Source organism: Flavobacterium frigidarium DSM 17623 (genome assembly GCF_000425505.1).
GTDB lineage: Bacteria > Bacteroidota > Bacteroidia > Flavobacteriales > Flavobacteriaceae > Flavobacterium > Flavobacterium frigidarium.
Genome location: NZ_AUDO01000009.1, coordinates 38,036 through 54,715 on the forward strand (window position 1 = coordinate 38,036; position 16,680 = coordinate 54,715).

Below are 16,680 nucleotides of genomic sequence, written 5' to 3' on the forward strand. Positions count from 1 at the left end.
CAGTAAAATTATTAATTTTTCTAATGATTTCAAAATGACGAAATTTGTAGTAAATAAAATCAGTTATGTTTAAAGCACTTCAATCTCGAAATTTTAAATTGTTTTTCTACGGGCAATCAGTCTCTGTGATTGGTACCTGGTTGCAAAAAACTGCAGTTAGTTGGATGGTGTATAGCATTACCGGCTCGGTATTTTTATTAGGACTGGCTACTTTTCTAAGCATGATTCCGTCTTTATTTCTTGCACCCATCGCAGGAAGTATCATCGGGCGCTACGATAGACACCGATCAATGATTGTACTGCAATCCTTAGCGATGCTACAAGCTGGTGCTATGGCCGTCTTAATCTATTTAAAAATATACAATATCACATTTATTTTGGCTTTAAGCCTGATTCAAGGTTTAATAAATGCTTTTGACATGACTTGTCGTCAAACTATGATGGTGGATATCGTCGACGATCCAAAAGATTTACCTAATGCTGTGGCGCTAAATTCAACCTTAACTAATTTTGCCAGAATTTCTGGACCCGCTTTAGCTGGGATAATTTTACATCAATATGGAGAAGACATTTGCTTTATTGGTAATTTCCTGAGTTATATTCCAGTTTTGATTTCGCTATCATTAATGCGCATCGAAAAAGCACCTAAATCACTTCATAAAATTAAAATGATTGATGATTTGGTTGCTGGGTTGAATTATGTTAAAAAAGAAGGTGATATGGCTCGAATGTTATTGATGCTTACTTGCAGCAGTTTATTTGTAATATCATTCAATACCCTAATGCCTGTTTTTGCCAAGGATATTTTTAATGGAAATGCGCAAACGTTTAGTTGGTTTGAAAGCGCAGCAGGAATAGGTTCGATTGTGTCGGCTATCTATTTGGCCAACCTGAAATCTACTGCAAACATTAATAAAATTATGGTAGCTGCCAGTATTTTATTGGGAACAAGTATTTTCATTTTAGCACTATCAACCAATTTATTTCTAACGCTAATTTGTATGACTGCAAGCGGAATTGGAATGATGGGACAAACGTCTTCGATAAACATTTATATTCAAACGCAAAGCAGCTCTCAAATGAGATCAAAAAGTATTAGCTATTACATGATGGCTTATCAAGGAATGATTCCCGTAGGGAGTTTAATTATAGGATATTTGTCACACATCATTGGTACAAGAAGTACTGTGGCATTTCAAGGTTTGATATGTTTAATCTCGGTAGCCGTTTATGTTTACTATGAAAAACACAGAAAATCTCAACTGGCGTTGTCTTGCCCTTTAGTGTATAAAGTTAAGTAACCTAATAAATTAAAGTGCTATTTCACCACGCAGTGATCGCTCAAAAATACTTTGAAACTCCTTAGGATTAATATTATGACCCAGAAGATACATTAACTTAGTTATAGCGGCCTCAGTAGTAATATCCCTGCCTGAAATCACTCCTATTTCCTTCAAGACTGTACTAGTTTCATACTGTCCCATATTGACGCTTCCACCTGAACATTGGGTTACATTGATAATGTGTAGTCCGTCTAAAATAGCTTTCTTAATGAGATCTAGAAACCAATCCTCTGTGGGTGCATTACCCGAGCCGTAAGTTTCGAGAACGATCCCTTTTAAATCTTTAATGGCTAAAATCGCTGATAAAACGGCTTCGCTCATTCCAGGAAACATTTTTATAATAGCCACATTAGTATCCATTGTGGTATGCACTTTTAAACTTCCAGTAGTATTAGGAGCCAAAAATAATTCGGAATTCAGTTTTAAATGCACGCCTGATTCTACTAGCTCAGGATAGTTAGGCGAAGTAAAGGCTCTAAAGTGTTCAGCGTTTATTTTTGTAGTACGGTTACCACGGTACAATTTATATTCAAAATATAAGCATACTTCAGTAATGACTGGTTTTCCATCAGTAATTAAAGAAGCAATTTGAATCGCAGTAATTAAATTCTCTTTAGCATCGGTACGCAAATCCCCAATAGGCAATTGCGATCCTGTAAAAATCACAGGCTTAGCTAAATTTTCAAGCATGAAGCTTAATGCAGACGCAGAGTACGACATGGTATCAGAACCATGAAGCACAACAAAACCATCAAATTGTTCATAATTATCCTCTATAACAGTGGCAATATTGCACCACTGCGCCGGATTCATATTAGAAGAATCGATAGGCTCATCAAAAGAATAGGTTTCAATCGCGCAATCTAATTGTTTTAGTTCGGGGATCTTTTGCAACAGCTTATTGAAATTGAATGCTTTTAACGCACCTGTTTCAAAATCTTTACTCATTCCAATCGTTCCTCCGGTATAAATCAATAAAATTTTAGCTTTCTGACTCATCTTTATATTTCAATTTGTTGAAAACTGGATTAGCATACATGTCTAATATTCCTTGTAAAGCTACAGGATTCTCCCCATCAATACGCATTTCAAGTCTTCGTTCAAAAAGTGATTTCTCATTTTCTGTATACAAATGTGCAAATTCATTTGTCTTGGTTACAATATCATAAGCGATATAATTTGTTGGCCATAGCTTATAGTTCTTTAGAATCGAATGGTCGATCTCTTGTGCTAATGCTTGTATCTGCTTGTTTGTATTGTCAAATTCGCTTTTTATAGCATCTAGTTCAGTATCTAAAACATCACCTACATGAATGTGAATCTTCTTTTTCTGACCTAAGATTCCACTTAGTAGCGTCATGAAATCTTCATTTTTCTCCTTGATGTATATTTCGTTCTTAGATTCTGCCATTAACTGCGGAATTTTCAAAACATCTGTAGGATCGTATTCATACGAAATAGAAACAGGAACTACTTTAATTTTCTTGAAGTAATCCATTAAGTTTGCTTCATCAGATCCCATCGCAAGCATTTTTAAAACACCAGGATTGGTTGCATCGTCACCATCTTTTGTGCGGCCCTCACGTTGTGCAATCCAAACTGATCTCGTTTCATGCTGAATTAAATGCCCTATATATTCTGATAGTAACTTAGAGCTAGACAACATTTCACGTGGTGTCAATCCTCTTTGAACTAAGAAATTTCTATTCATCTTAGCCAATGTATTCAAGAAATCCTTTTTAACAAGATTGTCTCCAATTGCAGAAGCTGTCATAACTAACCCTTTTTCGAACAAGCACACATTTAATAATGTAGTGTCTAAAACGATATCTCTATGGTTAGAAACAAATAAATAGGCCTCACTTTTTTCTAATTTTTCGAAACCTGAAGTGGTTAAACCTTCAGAGCTTTTCTCTAAAACTTTTTGAATAGTATAGTAAATAAAATTACATTGAAAATCACGTATAGAGTGTGTTTTTCTTAACTGCTCCTTCCAAACCTCATCATCGGTATCAGGAAATGTAAAGCCCATCATCGCCTTCATCATGGGATGATTTATTACACTTGTAATGGCCTGATTGATCTCAGAATCATAAAATGGCCTAATAGCGTCAAATTTTTGCATTTTGGTTATTTTAGGTGGCAAATGAACAAAAAAAATATCAATTTATAATGAATTCTATATTTAAATACCAAAAATTACTTTGGAATTTTGCGTAGTGATTTCCGCTATCTCCTCTTCTGATATTTTATAAATAACTGCAAGTTTTTCAATAATATTGCTAAGATAACTACTTTCGTTTCGTTTCCCTCTAAAAGGCACGGGAGCAAGATAAGGCGCATCAGTCTCTAACACAATATGTTCTATTGCGATTTGGTCTAAAAACTGATCTATTTTTCCGTTTTTAAAGGTTACAACGCCGCCTATCCCCAACTTCATATTATAAGAGATCGCTTGTAAAGCTTGCTCATGAGTTCCCGTGAAACAGTGAAAAACACCAAATAAATCAGGTCCTTTTTGTTCTTCAAGAATTTCAAATACCTCGTCAAATGCCTCTCTACAATGAATAACAATAGGCAATTTGTGTTGTTTTGCTAATTGAATCTGTTTTCTAAAGGCATCCTGCTGCTGTGGCAAATGTGTTTTATCCCAGTACAAATCGATTCCTATTTCACCTACAGCATAAAATTTTCGCTCGCTCAATTGTTTTTCAACATGAGCTAGCTGCACTTGATAATCTTCTTTAACATATGTAGGATGCAAGCCCGCCATCAAGTAAACAGCATCAGGATAACTTGCTTCTAGCGCATACATGGCTTCTGTAGTTTGAGAGTCAATTGCTGGAATAAAAAATCGAGAAACACCTGCTTTTATCGCACGTTGTATCATTTCGTCACGATCTTGATCAAATTCATCTGAATATAAATGGGTGTGCGTATCTGTAATTATCATAGTATTTATTTGAAAATGCAAAGTTAGTATTTTGAATTACTCTTTGTTTTAATTGTTGCTAATTTAGGTTATATTTGAGAATCACTATTTCCTTATGAAAGATTTACACGAAGTTTTGAAAAAAGAAAACTATAAAAAAGTACGATTTACAATCACTAAAACGCAGCATTTACTTATTACAGCTAAGATTAATGGTGTTAAAGGAAAATTCATTTTAGACACTGGAGCATCGAACAGCTGTATTGGTTTTGAAAGTGTAGCGCTATTTCAGCTTAACGCCAAGGACTCAAAAACAAAAGCATCTGGAGCAGGGGCCACAGGTATGACCACGCAATCTGCATCTGACTTTAATTTGCAATTGGGTTATTGGAAAAACCAAAATATTGAATTGGTAATATTTGATTTATCTCATGTAAACGAAGCTTTGCTAGCACATAAAGCTAAGGCGGTTCAAGGAATTATAGGAGCAGATGTTTTACTAAAAGGAAAAGCAATTATTGATTATTGCAACAACTATTTGTATTTGCAGTAAACAATAATTGCCTTCTTATATTGCAATTGCAACAAAATTACATTTTAATAGATTTAGTATTGTCAGCCAAATTGAGTTTGTAGATTGCAGTGCCTATTGTACCGTAATTACCGGTTTTATCAATGATAATTTGATCATAGATGCAGGCTGTTGTTTCTCTTTTAGTAAGTAAATTATAAATACCTACTTTATTTTTATTTTTTACGATGATCATGTTATTGAATTCACCCGTAATGTCATCGTATTTTGTTTCTAAAACTTCTTTTCCTAACATATCTAGCACCCCTAATTTTGCTTTGTCTTTAAACAGCAAGAAATTACATTTTCTAACTGTGTTGTAGTACGAATTTCTAACATCTAACGAAACGATAGGTGTAATTAAATCATAGCCTTTTGCTGTTATCTCGCGAGAACCTTTATCTAGTATTGTGTATTTATTATCTTTTTTAGCTAGGTATATATAATTGCTAGAATAGTTTTTAAACAGTACTTTTTCAATAGACTCATATTCACATGGCGCAATTAATTTTCCATATGAATCCAATATTCCAAACTTATCCTTCTTCTTGACGATCAGCGATTCTTTATCAACGATAATTGCATCGTATTCACAAGTTACAATTTCGTGTGGGCTTCCATTATTTACTTGTATCATTCCACATTTATCGCCTTTCCTAGTTGTTAAGCTATTAGAGTACGAAGTGTTTATAAAATCATATTCAAAGGGTAACGAAATCTCCCCATTTGCTGTAATACAACCGTACTTTCCGTCTTTATTAATTGCTAAATAAGAACCGTCATTATACCTAGAAACTCTAATGTTTTGATATTCGATAGGAACGATTATATTTTCGTTCTCATCTATGATACCCATTTTATCATTTAGCTTGACGATGAAGTTTTTACTATCTCTAATTGTATGCAGTTCTTGATACCAATCTTTAAGAACCGCTTTATTGTCAATTGTAATCAAGTTATACCCCTTGTGATTGTTTACTTTATACAAGTTGTCATTTCTAATCTTACTGAAACTTTTATATTCACAAGAAATCACAAATTGATCGCGTAATAAGCTATAAACTCCTTTAAGCGAATTCTTTTTATCACGTATTAGATAGTAATTATCTATACCTTCAAAACGGGAGATTTCACCCCACTCAAACGGAATCAATACCTCATTGCTTCTATTTAAAAGTCCGTAATACCCTGATTTGGCTCTTGCCAAAAAAATATCGTTGCCAAGATGTTTTAAAGTAGCATACATCATTGGAATCTCCCAAATTTCCTTATCAATATTGTAGAGCCCATAGTTAGCTCCAATTCCCATACAAAAAGCATTATCTCCACTCACTTTGTTATAGATTTGTCTAGAAAAAAGCATGGGTAAAATCATCTTACCGCGCTTCGAAATTCCGTATTTTCTATCACTTGATCTGTACTTACTATAAACCCATTTAGTATCCTCATTTATTTTATCACTTGAAAGCCTATTGTATGAATCAGAAACATTAACAACCTCCTCAGCCTCCATTACTTCATAAACTTCGTCATCATCTACACGTATTGTTTCTTTAATTGTTGCTTCTTTTTTATCCTTTTTCTTCTTTTGAGCGAATGCAAAGTTTGCGTTAGTCAACAAAATGGCAAGGGTTAAAACTTTAATACAATTTTTTAAGTCTATCATTTAATTAGGTTTTGATGAATAATAAAACTAAAAAAACCTTAAACAAATGAATGTTTAAGGTTTTTTTAGTTTTTGCAATATAAGGATAAACTACTATAGTTCAAAAGCTTTCTTAGGATTGTTGTCTAAAAGCAACTCCATTGGATTTTCTAGCGCTTCTTTAACAGCAACTAAGAAACCTACAGATTCTTTACCATCAATGATTCTATGGTCATAAGAAAGTGCTACGTACATCATAGGGTGAATTTCTACTTTACCGTTTACAGCAATAGGACGCTCAATAATATTGTGCATACCTAAGATTCCTGATTGTGGTGGATTGATAATAGGAGTAGATAGCATAGAACCAAATACACCACCATTAGTGATTGTAAAAGTTCCACCAGTCATATCATCAACAGTAATTTGACCATCACGTGCTCTAATTGCTAACCTTTTGATATCAGCCTCAACACCACGGAAAGTTAAATTTTCTGCATTACGAACAACAGGAACCATTAAGCCTTTTGGACCTGATACTGCGATAGAGATATCACAAAAATCGTAAGCAATTTTATAATCACCATCCATCATAGAGTTAACATCTGGATATAATTTTAATGCTCTAGTAACCGCTTTAGTAAAGAAAGACATGTATCCAAGACCTACACCACCATGTTTTGCTTTGAATTCATCTTTATACTGATTACGAATTGTGTTGATAGGCGTCATGTTTACTTCGTTGAAAGTAGTTAACATAGCCGTTTCGTTTTTGGCTGCAACTAAGCGTTCAGCTACTTTACGACGCAACATTGATAATTTTGTACGCTCTTGACCACGGCTTCCACCTGTAGGAGTTCCCATTGATGGTACTGCATTTACAGCATCATCTTTAGTAATTCTACCGTCTTTACCAGTTCCTGTTACAGCTGCTGGAGCGATATTTTTTTCGTCTAATATTTTTCTTGCTGCTGGAGATGGTGTTCCTGTAGCATAAGTTGCTGTTGGAGCTGGAGCCGCTGCTACTGGAGCAGGAGCTGCTTTTGGTGCTTCGGCAGCTGGAGCTGCTGCTGCAGGTGCCGCAGCTGCTGAACCTTCTGGTTTTGCTGCTGCTGTATCAATATGACAAACTACTGCCCCTACTGCTACTGCGTCACCTTCTTCTGCTTTTAAAGTGATAATTCCGCTTGCTTCTGCTGGTAATTCAAGGGTCGCTTTATCTGAATCTACTTCAGCAATTGCTTGGTCTTTTTCAACATAATCTCCGTCTTGTACTAACCATGTTGCAATTTCAACTTCTTTTATAGATTCCCCTGGTGATGGGACTTTCATTTCTAAAATCATCTTTTTTTTGTTTAAGGTTTGAATTGTTTAAAGTTCAAAGCGCATTTAATGTCACTTTAAACCTTAAACTTTAAACTAATTTTTATCTAAATAAATCTTTATCGAATACCATTTTAATAGCATCTGCATGTCGGCGTTTTGCTCTTGTATAACTTCCTGATGCTGGCGCTGAGTAGGCTTTTAATGAAGCTAATCTCCATTTTACCAAGTTGAAGTTCATTAACATAAAGCTATACGCTCCCATGTTTTTTGGTTCTTCTTGAGCCCAAACATAATCATCAGCATTTGGATAAAGTTCAATAATTGCTTTCATCTCCTCAACTGGAAGTGGGAATAACTGTTCGATTCTTACAACTGCAACATCATTACGGCCGTTGTTCTCTCTCTCAGCAATGATATCATAGTAGAATTTTCCTGTACAGAAAACTAATGTTTTTACATCAGCTTTGTTTACAGTAGTATCGTCTATTGTTTCTTGGAAACTTCCGTTTTCAAACTCTTCAATTGTTGATACACATCTAGGATCACGCAACAAACTCTTAGGTGTAAACACGATTAACGGTTTACGGAATTTTGTTTTCATTTGTCTTCTCAACAAGTGGAAGAAGTTAGCTGGTGTTGTACAGTCAGCAACAAACATATTGTGTCTTGCACAAAGTTGTAAGTAACGTTCCATTCTAGCCGATGAATGCTCTGCTCCTTGTCCTTCATATCCGTGTGGCAATAGTAAAACAATACCATTTTGACTGTTCCATTTGTCTTCTCCACAAGAGATGTACTGGTCAATCATGATTTGTGCACCGTTAGAGAAATCTCCAAATTGTGCTTCCCAGATCGTTAATGTATTTGGGTTTGCTAATGCATATCCATAATCAAAACCTAGCACTCCATACTCAGATAAAAGTGAATTGTATATATTGAAATTTCCTTTTTTACCTTCAAGATTGTTAATAAGTACAACTTCCTCTTCAGAGTCTTCTACTTTTACAACTGCATGACGGTGTGAGAATGTACCACGCTCAACGTCTTGCCCTGAAATACGTACATCAAAGCCTTCTTGCAATAAAGAACCGTAAGCTAAGTGCTCAGCCATTCCCCAGTCTAATTTATTCGTTTCGAAAAACATTGTTTTTCTATCGTTGATTAGCTTTTGAATTTTATTGATGAATTTTTTATCTGAAGGTAAATTGCAAACAGCATTAGCAACTTCAGTAAGTCCTTCTCTTGAATATGATGTATCTACATCTTCAAGCATAATTTTATTAGAAACCTGCTCAAATCCTAACCACTCATTTTTCATGAACGGCGTGATCACTGTTAAATCTTTTTTACGAGAAGCTTCAAGATTTACTTCCATTTTTGCTTTGTACTCTTTTTCAAGTCCGTTTACAAAAGTAGCATCTATAACACCCTCTGATAATAATTTTTCAGCATAAAGATCTCTTGGATTCTTGTGCTTTGCAATTATTTTATATAAAACTGGTTGTGTAAAACGAGGCTCATCACCTTCATTGTGACCGTATTTTCTATATCCTAATAAGTCAATAAATACATCACGACCAAACTGCATTCTGAAATCTAAAGCAAAATCGATTGCGTGAACAACTGCTTCAGGATCATCAGCATTAACGTGTAATACTGGAGACAAAGTAACTTTGGCAACATCTGTACAATACGTTGACGAACGAGCATCAAGGTAGTTTGTTGTAAAACCAACTTGGTTATTAATTACAATATGAATTGTTCCTCCCGTTTTGTATCCGTCGAGTTGTGCCATCTGGATAATTTCATAAAGCAATCCTTGCCCTGCAATTGCAGCATCACCGTGAACAGCGATTGGCAATACCTTAGAAAAATCATTTGGGAAATATTTATCTTGTTTTGCTCTAGTAATTCCCTCAATTACTGCACCTACTGTTTCAAGGTGAGAAGGGTTAGGCGCAAGATTGATATTGATTTTTTTACCTGTACTTGTAATTTTATCAGCAGTGAGACCTAAATGGTACTTTACATCACCGTCAAAATATTCTTGATCGTAATCTTTTCCGTCAAACTCCCCAAAGATATCTTGAGTTGATTTACCAAAAATATTAGCCAAAACATTCAAACGACCACGGTGAGCCATTCCCATTACAAATTGTTCTACACCACGCTCAGCTGCTTTTTCAATTAATGAATCAAGTGCTGGAATGATAGACTCTCCTCCTTCTAATGAAAAACGTTTTTGTCCTACATACTTAGTATGCAAGAAATTCTCAAAAGAAACTGCCTGGTTTAACTTATCAAGAATCGTTTTTTTCTCTTCAGGTGAAAAGTTAGGTTGATTATCGTTTACTCCTACTTTGTTTTGAATCCATTTAACAATCTCAGGTTTCCTGATGTACATATACTCTACACCAATGTGTTGACAGTATGTTGTATCTAAGTGTTTAATGATATCGCTTAATGTTGTGGGTGCTATACCGATGATTTTGGCTGCATCAAAAACAGTATTTAAATCTGCTGATGTAAGTCCAAAATTTGTAATATCAAGATTAGGTTCGAATGTCCTTCTATCTCTTACTGGGTTTGTTTTAGTAAATAAATGTCCTCGAGAGCGGTAGCCTTCGACTAATTTTAATACATCAAACTCCTTTTGAAGTTTTTCAGAAATTTTAGAGTAGTCAACTGAGCCTGAGGCTACTTCGTTAACTATATGTTGTACAGGGTTTTCACCATTGTACGTTTCCATTCCAAAGTCGAAACCTTGAAAAAAAGCTCTCCAGCTCGGCTCAACGCTGTCTGGGTTCTCTAAGTACTGATCGTATAATTGTGCAAAAAATTCTGTATGTGCTGCGTTTAAAAATGAAAACCTGTCCATAATATTTATTGAATATACTTTTTGTTAAAATAGTTTGACAAAAGTACAATAATCAACTAAGTTTACATTTATTTTAAGTTACTTTTATGTGTTAAAATGTTAAAAATTTAGATAGTTATGACAAATTACCCTTTCTTCAGCCAATTTAAATACATTATACTTAGTGCAAGCCTTGTATTATGCAGTGCTTTATCTGCACAACAACAACCGTTTAAAAAACAATCGCAAAGTGATTTTTGGGATAAAGTGCAATTTGGAGGCGGTTTAGGATTAGGTTTTGGTTCTGGCTACACTGATATTTCAATTGCTCCTAGCGCCATTTATAATTTCAATCCCTATGTTGCTCTAGGTATTGGCGCACAGTACAGCTATGTAAGTCAAAAAGATTTTTACACTTCTAATCTATATGGTGGAAGCCTAATTGCATTAGTGAACCCAATTGAACAAATCCAACTTTCAGTTGAATTAGAGCAACTTCGTGTTAATGTGAGCGTTGATGACGATTTTAACAACAGCAGTAACACACGCAACTTCTGGAACACTGGTTTATTTGTAGGTGCCGGTTACCGTACTAATAATGTTACTATAGGAGGTCGTTACAATGTTTTGTACAATGAAAATGATGCTGCTTACAGTAGTGCATTTATGCCTTTTGTAAGAGTATATTTTTAATCAATAGTTGTTTTTAAACCACACTTTTTGCCATTCTCTTTTTAAAAGTAAATAAGTTACTTGTTCTGCTAGGACAACAAGATCAGATCCGTCAAGTTTTTTAACCTCTTCCTCTGCAACGTCGATAATGTACAGCAGGTTTAGGTATTCTGCAAATTTGTACATGATCATGCGGTAGATTTTTTCATGCAATTGAATTTTGAGTTCCTCAGGAGAAATGCTCATGGGAAAATCAATACCTTCATTTGCTAGATTGAAATCTTTATTTATTTGGATAATTAATTTTAAATATAGCGATTGTTCTTGTGCTTCAACAAGCAACAAATCTGTATTAATAGGGGCTACAAACATATATTTTGGATCTTTAAAACAGCAGTTTTATTTCTTGTAATGCAATTTATTTTCGAAAAGAAAATTACACTTTTCGGCCCATTAGGTTTTCACCAAAAGCTTTCAGTATTTCTTTTTTCTCCTTACTAATATCCATTCGATCTAAAGTTTCAAAAGCTTTAAACGTAAAATCTTGCATCGCTTGCTGTGTCGCTTTACTAGCTCCAGAGGTATTAAAGATCTCTTTTACTATTTCGATTTTAGCAGTACTATCTGTAGGTTGGGTTGCGAATAACGTTTTCAACTTATCTGATACATCATCCGATGAAAACTCCATTGCTTTAAGGTACAAATAGGTTTTTTTGTTTTCGATGATATCACCGCCAACTTGTTTCCCGAAGGTTTCAGGATTCCCAAAAGCATCAAGATAATCATCTTGCAATTGAAAAGCCAAACCTAAATAGAGACCAAACTCATAAATTAAACAAGCATTCTCTGTCGTAGTTCCCGCAACAAGCGCCCCCATTTTCATGGCTGCTGCAACAAGGACTGCTGTTTTATACTCTATCATTTTTAAATACTCAGCAATGGTAACATCATCGCGAGTTTCAAAATCGACATCCCACTGTTGCCCTTCACATACTTCTAGAGCCGTTTTGCTAAATAACTTTGCTAACTCCATAAAAACTGGAGCTTCGTATTGTTCAAAATATTGATATGCTAGGATCAACATCGCATCACCAGACAAAATCCCCGTGTTTAAATCCCATTTTTCATGGACTGTCACTTCACCTCTACGCAAAGGTGCTTCATCCATAATATCATCATGCACTAATGAGAAATTATGAAAAACTTCTACCGCCATTGCAGCTGGCAAAGCCTTTTCATAATTAACATCAAAAACTTCTGCAGCCATTAATGTCAGAACAGGTCGAATTCTCTTTCCTCCTAAGTCTAAAATATAAATTATAGGATCATATAAGTTTTTAGGTTCGCGAGATATTGACTGCGCTTTCAAATAGCTAATGAAGAAATCTTGATATTGATTGATAGCATGCATAAAAATAATTTTCGGCTAATTTACAGCATTCAAATCTCATTACAAACTTGCAGTCTTAACTAAATGTTAAAATAAACAAAAAACAATGGAAACTATTTTGGTTCCTAAAGTTTCCTGTCTACATTTGCACAAAAAATTAACATATCGAAACTTTACATTATGGCAGCAACTTTACAATTAAATACTACAAAGTGGTCATTAAATTCCAATCAATCAGATGTACTTATTAAAGCAAGACACTCTATAATAGCTTACATATCAGGATCACTAAACAAATTTAAGGGTTCGATAGACATGCAAAACAATGAGGTTGAGGATGCTTGTATAGAATTTAATTTAGATGTAAAAAATCAGGAGTCAACTTTAAAAAATATTGACAGTCCTCTATATATAAATGATTATTTAGATAGCAATACGTTTCCAAATATTACTTTTAAATCGACCTCTTTTCAAAAAATCAGCTCAAACATTAACTTTTTAAAAGGAAACCTTACCGTGAACAATATTACTAAAACTGTAGAGCTAGATGCGCAATTAATAAACATAACAGTTCAAAACGGTACTAAAACAGCAATTTTTGAAATATCTGGTTTAATTAAACGTAAAGATTTTGATTTAGTCGCAAATGCTTACAATCATACGAATGGCATTTCGCTTGGACAAGATATTACTTTAACTGCTAACCTTGAGTTTGTTATCTAAACAAATGAACTTAACTAGCTAAATAAGTCTAGCATTATAAAAATCGCCTAATAAAATAAAGTAAAATACTACGCATTAGCACAATACATGCAAATTTTATAACTTTTGAGTAATAAATTAACAACGAGACCTCCTTATTAGCTGTTTCTTTGTAGAATAAAAATAAATGAAAGAGAAAATTATAGCAAAAGCAAGTGAGATGTTTATAAAGCTAGGCTTTAAAAGCATTACTATGGACGATATTGCCGGAGAGATGTGCATTTCTAAAAAAACGATATATAAATATTTTTGCAATAAAGAACTGTTAATCGAAGAGAGCACAAAGCTACTACACAAGGAAGTCCATGAAAATATCGAATCTATTGTGCAACAAAATTATAATGCAATTGAGGAGAGTTTTAAAATAAGAAATAAATTTAGTGAAATGTTTCACTCAATAGTTGACTCATCTCCCCTATTTCAATTAAAAAGACATTACCCCGAGATTTACGAAAAAGTAATGCTTACAGAGATACAGGAGTGTTCGATGTGTTTTGAGAAGAACATTTTAAAAGGAATACGAGATGGCCATTACCGCGAGGATCTCAATGTAGCAAGTTATGTAAAGTTTTACTATATGCTTATTTTTAGCATCAATGGTGATACAAGTTCTGATAAAGAAACAAAAGGACTAGAGCTTGAAGCATTAGAATATCATACGAGAGCTATGGCAACAACTAAAGGAATAATAGAACTAGAAAAACACTTACTAAACCCAGAAATATAATGAGAAAACTACTTTTTATTACATTCTTGACGATGGCAGTTACCAGCCGAGCACAAGAAGTAAAAACCCTAACGCTAAAACAAGCCATTGAGTACGCCTTAGTGAATAAATCAGATGCTAAAAAAGCGCAACTGAAAATTGAAAATAGTGGTTACCAAATTGAAGAGGTACGTTCTAGAGCTTTACCGCAAATTGCTGCTACGGGAAGCTTGAACTACAACCCAATTTTGCAAACAAGCGTTATTGATGGTGCTGGTTTTGGACAACCGGGGACAATCATTCAAGCAACTTTTGGACAAAAATGGATTTCAACAGCAGGAGTTTCGCTTACGCAAAACTTATTTGACCAAGCAGTTTTCACTGGTTTAAAAGCGGCAAAAACCACACGAGAATTTTATATTATCAATGCACAATTAACAGAGGAACAAGTTATTGAGCGTGTTGCAAACAACTACTATTCGGTATACGTTAAGAGACAAAACTTAACCGTTTTAGATAGTACGTACAACAATACAGTGAAAGTCAAAAACATCATCCAAGGGCAGTACGACAATGGTTTAGCCAAAAAAATTGATCTTGATCGTACTTTAGTTAAAATTTCAAATATAAAAACCCAACGTCAGCAGGTGCTTAACGCAGTACAACTGCAAGAGAACGCATTAAAATTTTATATGGGAATGCCAATAGAAACAGCAATTGAGATTCCAGTAGCACAATTTGAAGTTACACCACAAGCGTTCACAGAAAATCCTAATACAGCAAATAGAACCGAATATTTGTTACTGAAAAAACAGCAGCAGTTGTTAGAGTTTCAAAAGAAAGCGGTATTAGCTGCATACTATCCTACCCTATCTTTATCTGCAGGCTATAATTATATTGGGCAAGGACCTGAGATGCCATTAGGCGCTAGACCTTCTCAAGGAGTATACTGGTCTGATTATTCTGCAATAGGACTTAATCTATATGTGCCTATTTTTACTGGATTTAGCACCCGTTCAAAAGTGAGACAAGCTGACGTTGATTTAAGATCTCTTGAAGAAGACTTAATAGATACTAAGCTCTCATTAGATTTAGATTATGCTAACGCAAAAACACAAATAGAAAATAGCATTGTTACTATTAATAACCAACAAAGTAATGTAAAACTAGCACAAGAAGTTCTTGATAATACTAAGAACAATTATGTGCAAGGATTAACTAGTTTAACTGAAGTGCTTGATGCAGAAAATGCAAATACCGAAGCAAAAAAAAACTATACTGCTGCAGTGCTTGACTACAAATTAGCCGAAATACAATTAATAAAATCAAAAGGAGAACTTAAAACACTTATAAATAACTAGTATGAAAAAGAAAATTACCATAGCACTAATAATTGTCGCAGTTCTTGCGGTAATAGGGTATATCTTAGTTAGCAACAAAGAAGCAAACAAAGCTAAAACGGATATTGTAGCACAAAAAAATGCTTCGGTATCAGTGAAGACAACAGCTGTAAAAACAGAGAACATTTCGTTAGATTTTGTTGCCAATGGAAATTTCGAACCTACTCAAGAGCTAACCTTTTCTGCAGAAAAATCTGGAAAAGTTGTACGTATTTTAGTTGATGAAGGTGACTATGTAACTGTAGGCCAAACATTAGTAATCGTTCGTAGTGATGTAGTTGATGTGAATGCGCAAACTGCAAAAGCAACATACAATAATGCACAAGCAGACTACGCTCGTTATGAAAATGCATTCAAAACTGGTGGGGTAACAAAACAACAATTAGATCAAGCTAAACTAGCGTTAACTAATGCTGGAGCAAATTTAAAACAAGCCAATATCAATGTAGGTGATACCCGCGTTAAAGCGCCAATAAGAGGTTTTATCAACAAAAGGTATATTGAACCAGGATCAATCTTAACAGGAATGCCTGCAAGTGCGATGTTTGACATTGTGGATGTGTCTAGTTTGAAATTAAGGGTAGCTGCAAACGAAACTCAAGTCGCTAGTTTAAAAGTGGGGAATTCAGTGGATGTAACTGCAAGTGTTTTCCCAGATAGAAAATTCACGGGTAAAATTACCTTTATTGCAGCAAAAGCAGATGAGAGCTTGAACTTTCAGGTCGAAATCGAAATTGCAAACAGTAAAGAAAACAATATTAAAGCCGGTATGTACGGTTCAGCAAATTTTGAATCAAATCAAAAACAAGAATTAAAAGTTGTTCCAAGAAACGCCTTCGTAGGTAGTGTAAGTAGCAATCAAGTATTTGTAGTCGAAAACGGAAAAGCAAAACTTAAAAAAGTCACTGCAGGACGAATTTTAGGTGAAAAAGTAGAAATTGTAGATGGTTTATCTGATGGGGAACTTGTAATCACAACAGGTCAAATCAATTTACAAGATGGAAGTTTAGTAGAAATTATCAAATAATTTCAATCGCGAGCAAGCTATTGCATTTTTTAAAATTAAAGCGATTAAA

General features: G+C 34.4%; 15 protein-coding genes. 7 read left to right on the plus strand and 8 right to left on the minus strand.

What is annotated here, in order from left to right; genetic code table 11:
* The first annotated feature begins 65 nt into the window (after positions 1-65).
* Positions 66-1,301, plus strand: coding sequence for an MFS transporter (locus tag H603_RS0106365; protein WP_026707792.1), 1,236 nt, complete (start codon positions 66-68; stop codon positions 1,299-1,301).
* A 9-nt stretch (positions 1,302-1,310) separates the two neighbouring features.
* On the opposite strand, the gene H603_RS0106370 is transcribed toward H603_RS0106365, so the two are convergent.
* Genes H603_RS0106370 through H603_RS0106380 form a run of 3 tightly spaced genes read right to left on the minus strand, consistent with a single transcriptional unit; the run spans position 1,311 to position 4,296 of the window.
* Positions 1,311-2,342 carry an asparaginase gene (locus H603_RS0106370; RefSeq protein ID WP_026707793.1) on the minus strand — a complete coding sequence of 344 codons (1,032 nt, stop codon included), beginning with the start codon at positions 2,340-2,342 and terminating at the stop codon, positions 1,311-1,313.
* A complete protein-coding gene (locus H603_RS0106375; RefSeq protein WP_026707794.1) occupies positions 2,326-3,468 on the minus strand; it encodes a 1-acyl-sn-glycerol-3-phosphate acyltransferase in 1,143 nt (380 codons plus the stop codon). Before H603_RS0106375 ends, H603_RS0106370 begins: the two co-directional genes overlap by 17 nt.
* 60 nt (positions 3,469-3,528) lie before the next feature.
* Positions 3,529-4,296, minus strand: coding sequence for a TatD family hydrolase (locus H603_RS0106380; RefSeq protein ID WP_026707795.1), 768 nt, complete (start codon positions 4,294-4,296; stop codon positions 3,529-3,531).
* 94 nt (positions 4,297-4,390) lie between these two features.
* Here H603_RS0106380 and H603_RS0106385 point away from each other — a divergent pair, with 94 nt between their 5' ends.
* A complete protein-coding gene (locus H603_RS0106385; RefSeq protein WP_026707796.1) occupies positions 4,391-4,828 on the plus strand; it encodes a retropepsin-like aspartic protease in 438 nt (145 codons plus the stop codon).
* Between the two features lie 37 nt (positions 4,829-4,865).
* Here the strand turns inward: H603_RS0106385 and H603_RS0106390 are convergent, their stop codons facing one another.
* From H603_RS0106390 to H603_RS0106400, 3 genes are all read right to left on the minus strand, one after another.
* Entirely contained in the window at positions 4,866-6,512 is a 1,647-nt protein-coding gene (locus tag H603_RS0106390) for a WG repeat-containing protein (protein WP_026707797.1), read from the minus strand.
* A gap of 93 nt (positions 6,513-6,605) precedes the next feature.
* Positions 6,606-7,835 carry a 2-oxoglutarate dehydrogenase complex dihydrolipoyllysine-residue succinyltransferase gene (gene odhB, locus H603_RS0106395; protein WP_026707798.1) on the minus strand — a complete coding sequence of 410 codons (1,230 nt, stop codon included), beginning with the start codon at positions 7,833-7,835 and terminating at the stop codon, positions 6,606-6,608.
* A gap of 82 nt (positions 7,836-7,917) precedes the next feature.
* Complete coding sequence (locus tag H603_RS0106400) at positions 7,918-10,695, minus strand: 2-oxoglutarate dehydrogenase E1 component (protein ID WP_026707799.1); 2,778 nt, start codon at positions 10,693-10,695, stop codon at positions 7,918-7,920.
* A gap of 117 nt (positions 10,696-10,812) precedes the next feature.
* Here H603_RS0106400 and H603_RS0106405 point away from each other — a divergent pair, with 117 nt between their 5' ends.
* Positions 10,813-11,367 carry a hypothetical protein gene (locus tag H603_RS0106405; RefSeq protein WP_026707800.1) on the plus strand — a complete coding sequence of 185 codons (555 nt, stop codon included), beginning with the start codon at positions 10,813-10,815 and terminating at the stop codon, positions 11,365-11,367.
* On the opposite strand, the gene H603_RS0106410 is transcribed toward H603_RS0106405, so the two are convergent.
* Entirely contained in the window at positions 11,368-11,718 is a 351-nt protein-coding gene (locus H603_RS0106410) for a hypothetical protein (RefSeq protein ID WP_026707801.1), read from the minus strand.
* Positions 11,719-11,782: 64 nt separating this feature from the next.
* Positions 11,783-12,757 carry a polyprenyl synthetase family protein gene (locus tag H603_RS0106415; RefSeq protein WP_026707802.1) on the minus strand — a complete coding sequence of 325 codons (975 nt, stop codon included), beginning with the start codon at positions 12,755-12,757 and terminating at the stop codon, positions 11,783-11,785.
* Positions 12,758-12,916: 159 nt separating this feature from the next.
* On the opposite strand from H603_RS0106415, the gene H603_RS0106420 reads away from it, so the two are divergent.
* The 4 genes from H603_RS0106420 (at position 12,917) to H603_RS0106435 (ending at position 16,631) form a co-directional block, all read left to right on the plus strand.
* Positions 12,917-13,459, plus strand: a complete 543-nt coding sequence (locus H603_RS0106420) for a YceI family protein (protein ID WP_026707803.1) — start codon at positions 12,917-12,919, stop codon at positions 13,457-13,459.
* Positions 13,460-13,625: 166 nt separating this feature from the next.
* Positions 13,626-14,225 carry a TetR/AcrR family transcriptional regulator gene (locus tag H603_RS0106425; RefSeq protein ID WP_026707804.1) on the plus strand — a complete coding sequence of 200 codons (600 nt, stop codon included), beginning with the start codon at positions 13,626-13,628 and terminating at the stop codon, positions 14,223-14,225.
* Entirely contained in the window at positions 14,225-15,565 is a 1,341-nt protein-coding gene (locus H603_RS0106430; RefSeq protein ID WP_026707805.1) for a TolC family protein, read from the plus strand. Before H603_RS0106425 ends, H603_RS0106430 begins: the two co-directional genes overlap by 1 nt.
* A 1-nt stretch (position 15,566) precedes the next feature.
* Entirely contained in the window at positions 15,567-16,631 is a 1,065-nt protein-coding gene (locus tag H603_RS0106435; RefSeq protein ID WP_026707806.1) for an efflux RND transporter periplasmic adaptor subunit, read from the plus strand.
* The last annotated feature ends 49 nt before the right edge of the window (positions 16,632-16,680 follow it).

Excerpts from the sequence above, each read along its gene's own strand:
- H603_RS0106405 (WP_026707800.1), top strand. The coding sequence starts at position 10,813 with ATGACAAATTACCCTTTCTTCAGCCAATTTAAATACATTATACTTAGT.
- H603_RS0106425 (WP_026707804.1), top strand. The coding sequence starts at position 13,626 with ATGAAAGAGAAAATTATAGCAAAAGCAAGTGAGATGTTTATAAAGCTA.
- H603_RS0106370 (WP_026707793.1), bottom strand. The coding sequence starts at position 2,342 with ATGAGTCAGAAAGCTAAAATTTTATTGATTTATACCGGAGGAACGATT.
- H603_RS0106385 (WP_026707796.1), top strand. The coding sequence starts at position 4,391 with ATGAAAGATTTACACGAAGTTTTGAAAAAAGAAAACTATAAAAAAGTA.
- H603_RS0106420 (WP_026707803.1), top strand. The coding sequence starts at position 12,917 with ATGGCAGCAACTTTACAATTAAATACTACAAAGTGGTCATTAAATTCC.
- H603_RS0106390 (WP_026707797.1), bottom strand. The coding sequence starts at position 6,512 with ATGATAGACTTAAAAAATTGTATTAAAGTTTTAACCCTTGCCATTTTG.
- H603_RS0106415 (WP_026707802.1), bottom strand. The coding sequence starts at position 12,757 with ATGCATGCTATCAATCAATATCAAGATTTCTTCATTAGCTATTTGAAA.
- H603_RS0106375 (WP_026707794.1), bottom strand. The coding sequence starts at position 3,468 with ATGCAAAAATTTGACGCTATTAGGCCATTTTATGATTCTGAGATCAAT.
- H603_RS0106435 (WP_026707806.1), top strand. The coding sequence starts at position 15,567 with ATGAAAAAGAAAATTACCATAGCACTAATAATTGTCGCAGTTCTTGCG.
- odhB (WP_026707798.1), bottom strand. The coding sequence starts at position 7,835 with ATGATTTTAGAAATGAAAGTCCCATCACCAGGGGAATCTATAAAAGAA.
- H603_RS0106430 (WP_026707805.1), top strand. The coding sequence starts at position 14,225 with ATGAGAAAACTACTTTTTATTACATTCTTGACGATGGCAGTTACCAGC.
- H603_RS0106365 (WP_026707792.1), top strand. The coding sequence starts at position 66 with ATGTTTAAAGCACTTCAATCTCGAAATTTTAAATTGTTTTTCTACGGG.
- H603_RS0106410 (WP_026707801.1), bottom strand. The coding sequence starts at position 11,718 with ATGTTTGTAGCCCCTATTAATACAGATTTGTTGCTTGTTGAAGCACAA.
- H603_RS0106380 (WP_026707795.1), bottom strand. The coding sequence starts at position 4,296 with ATGATAATTACAGATACGCACACCCATTTATATTCAGATGAATTTGAT.
- H603_RS0106400 (WP_026707799.1), bottom strand. The coding sequence starts at position 10,695 with ATGGACAGGTTTTCATTTTTAAACGCAGCACATACAGAATTTTTTGCA.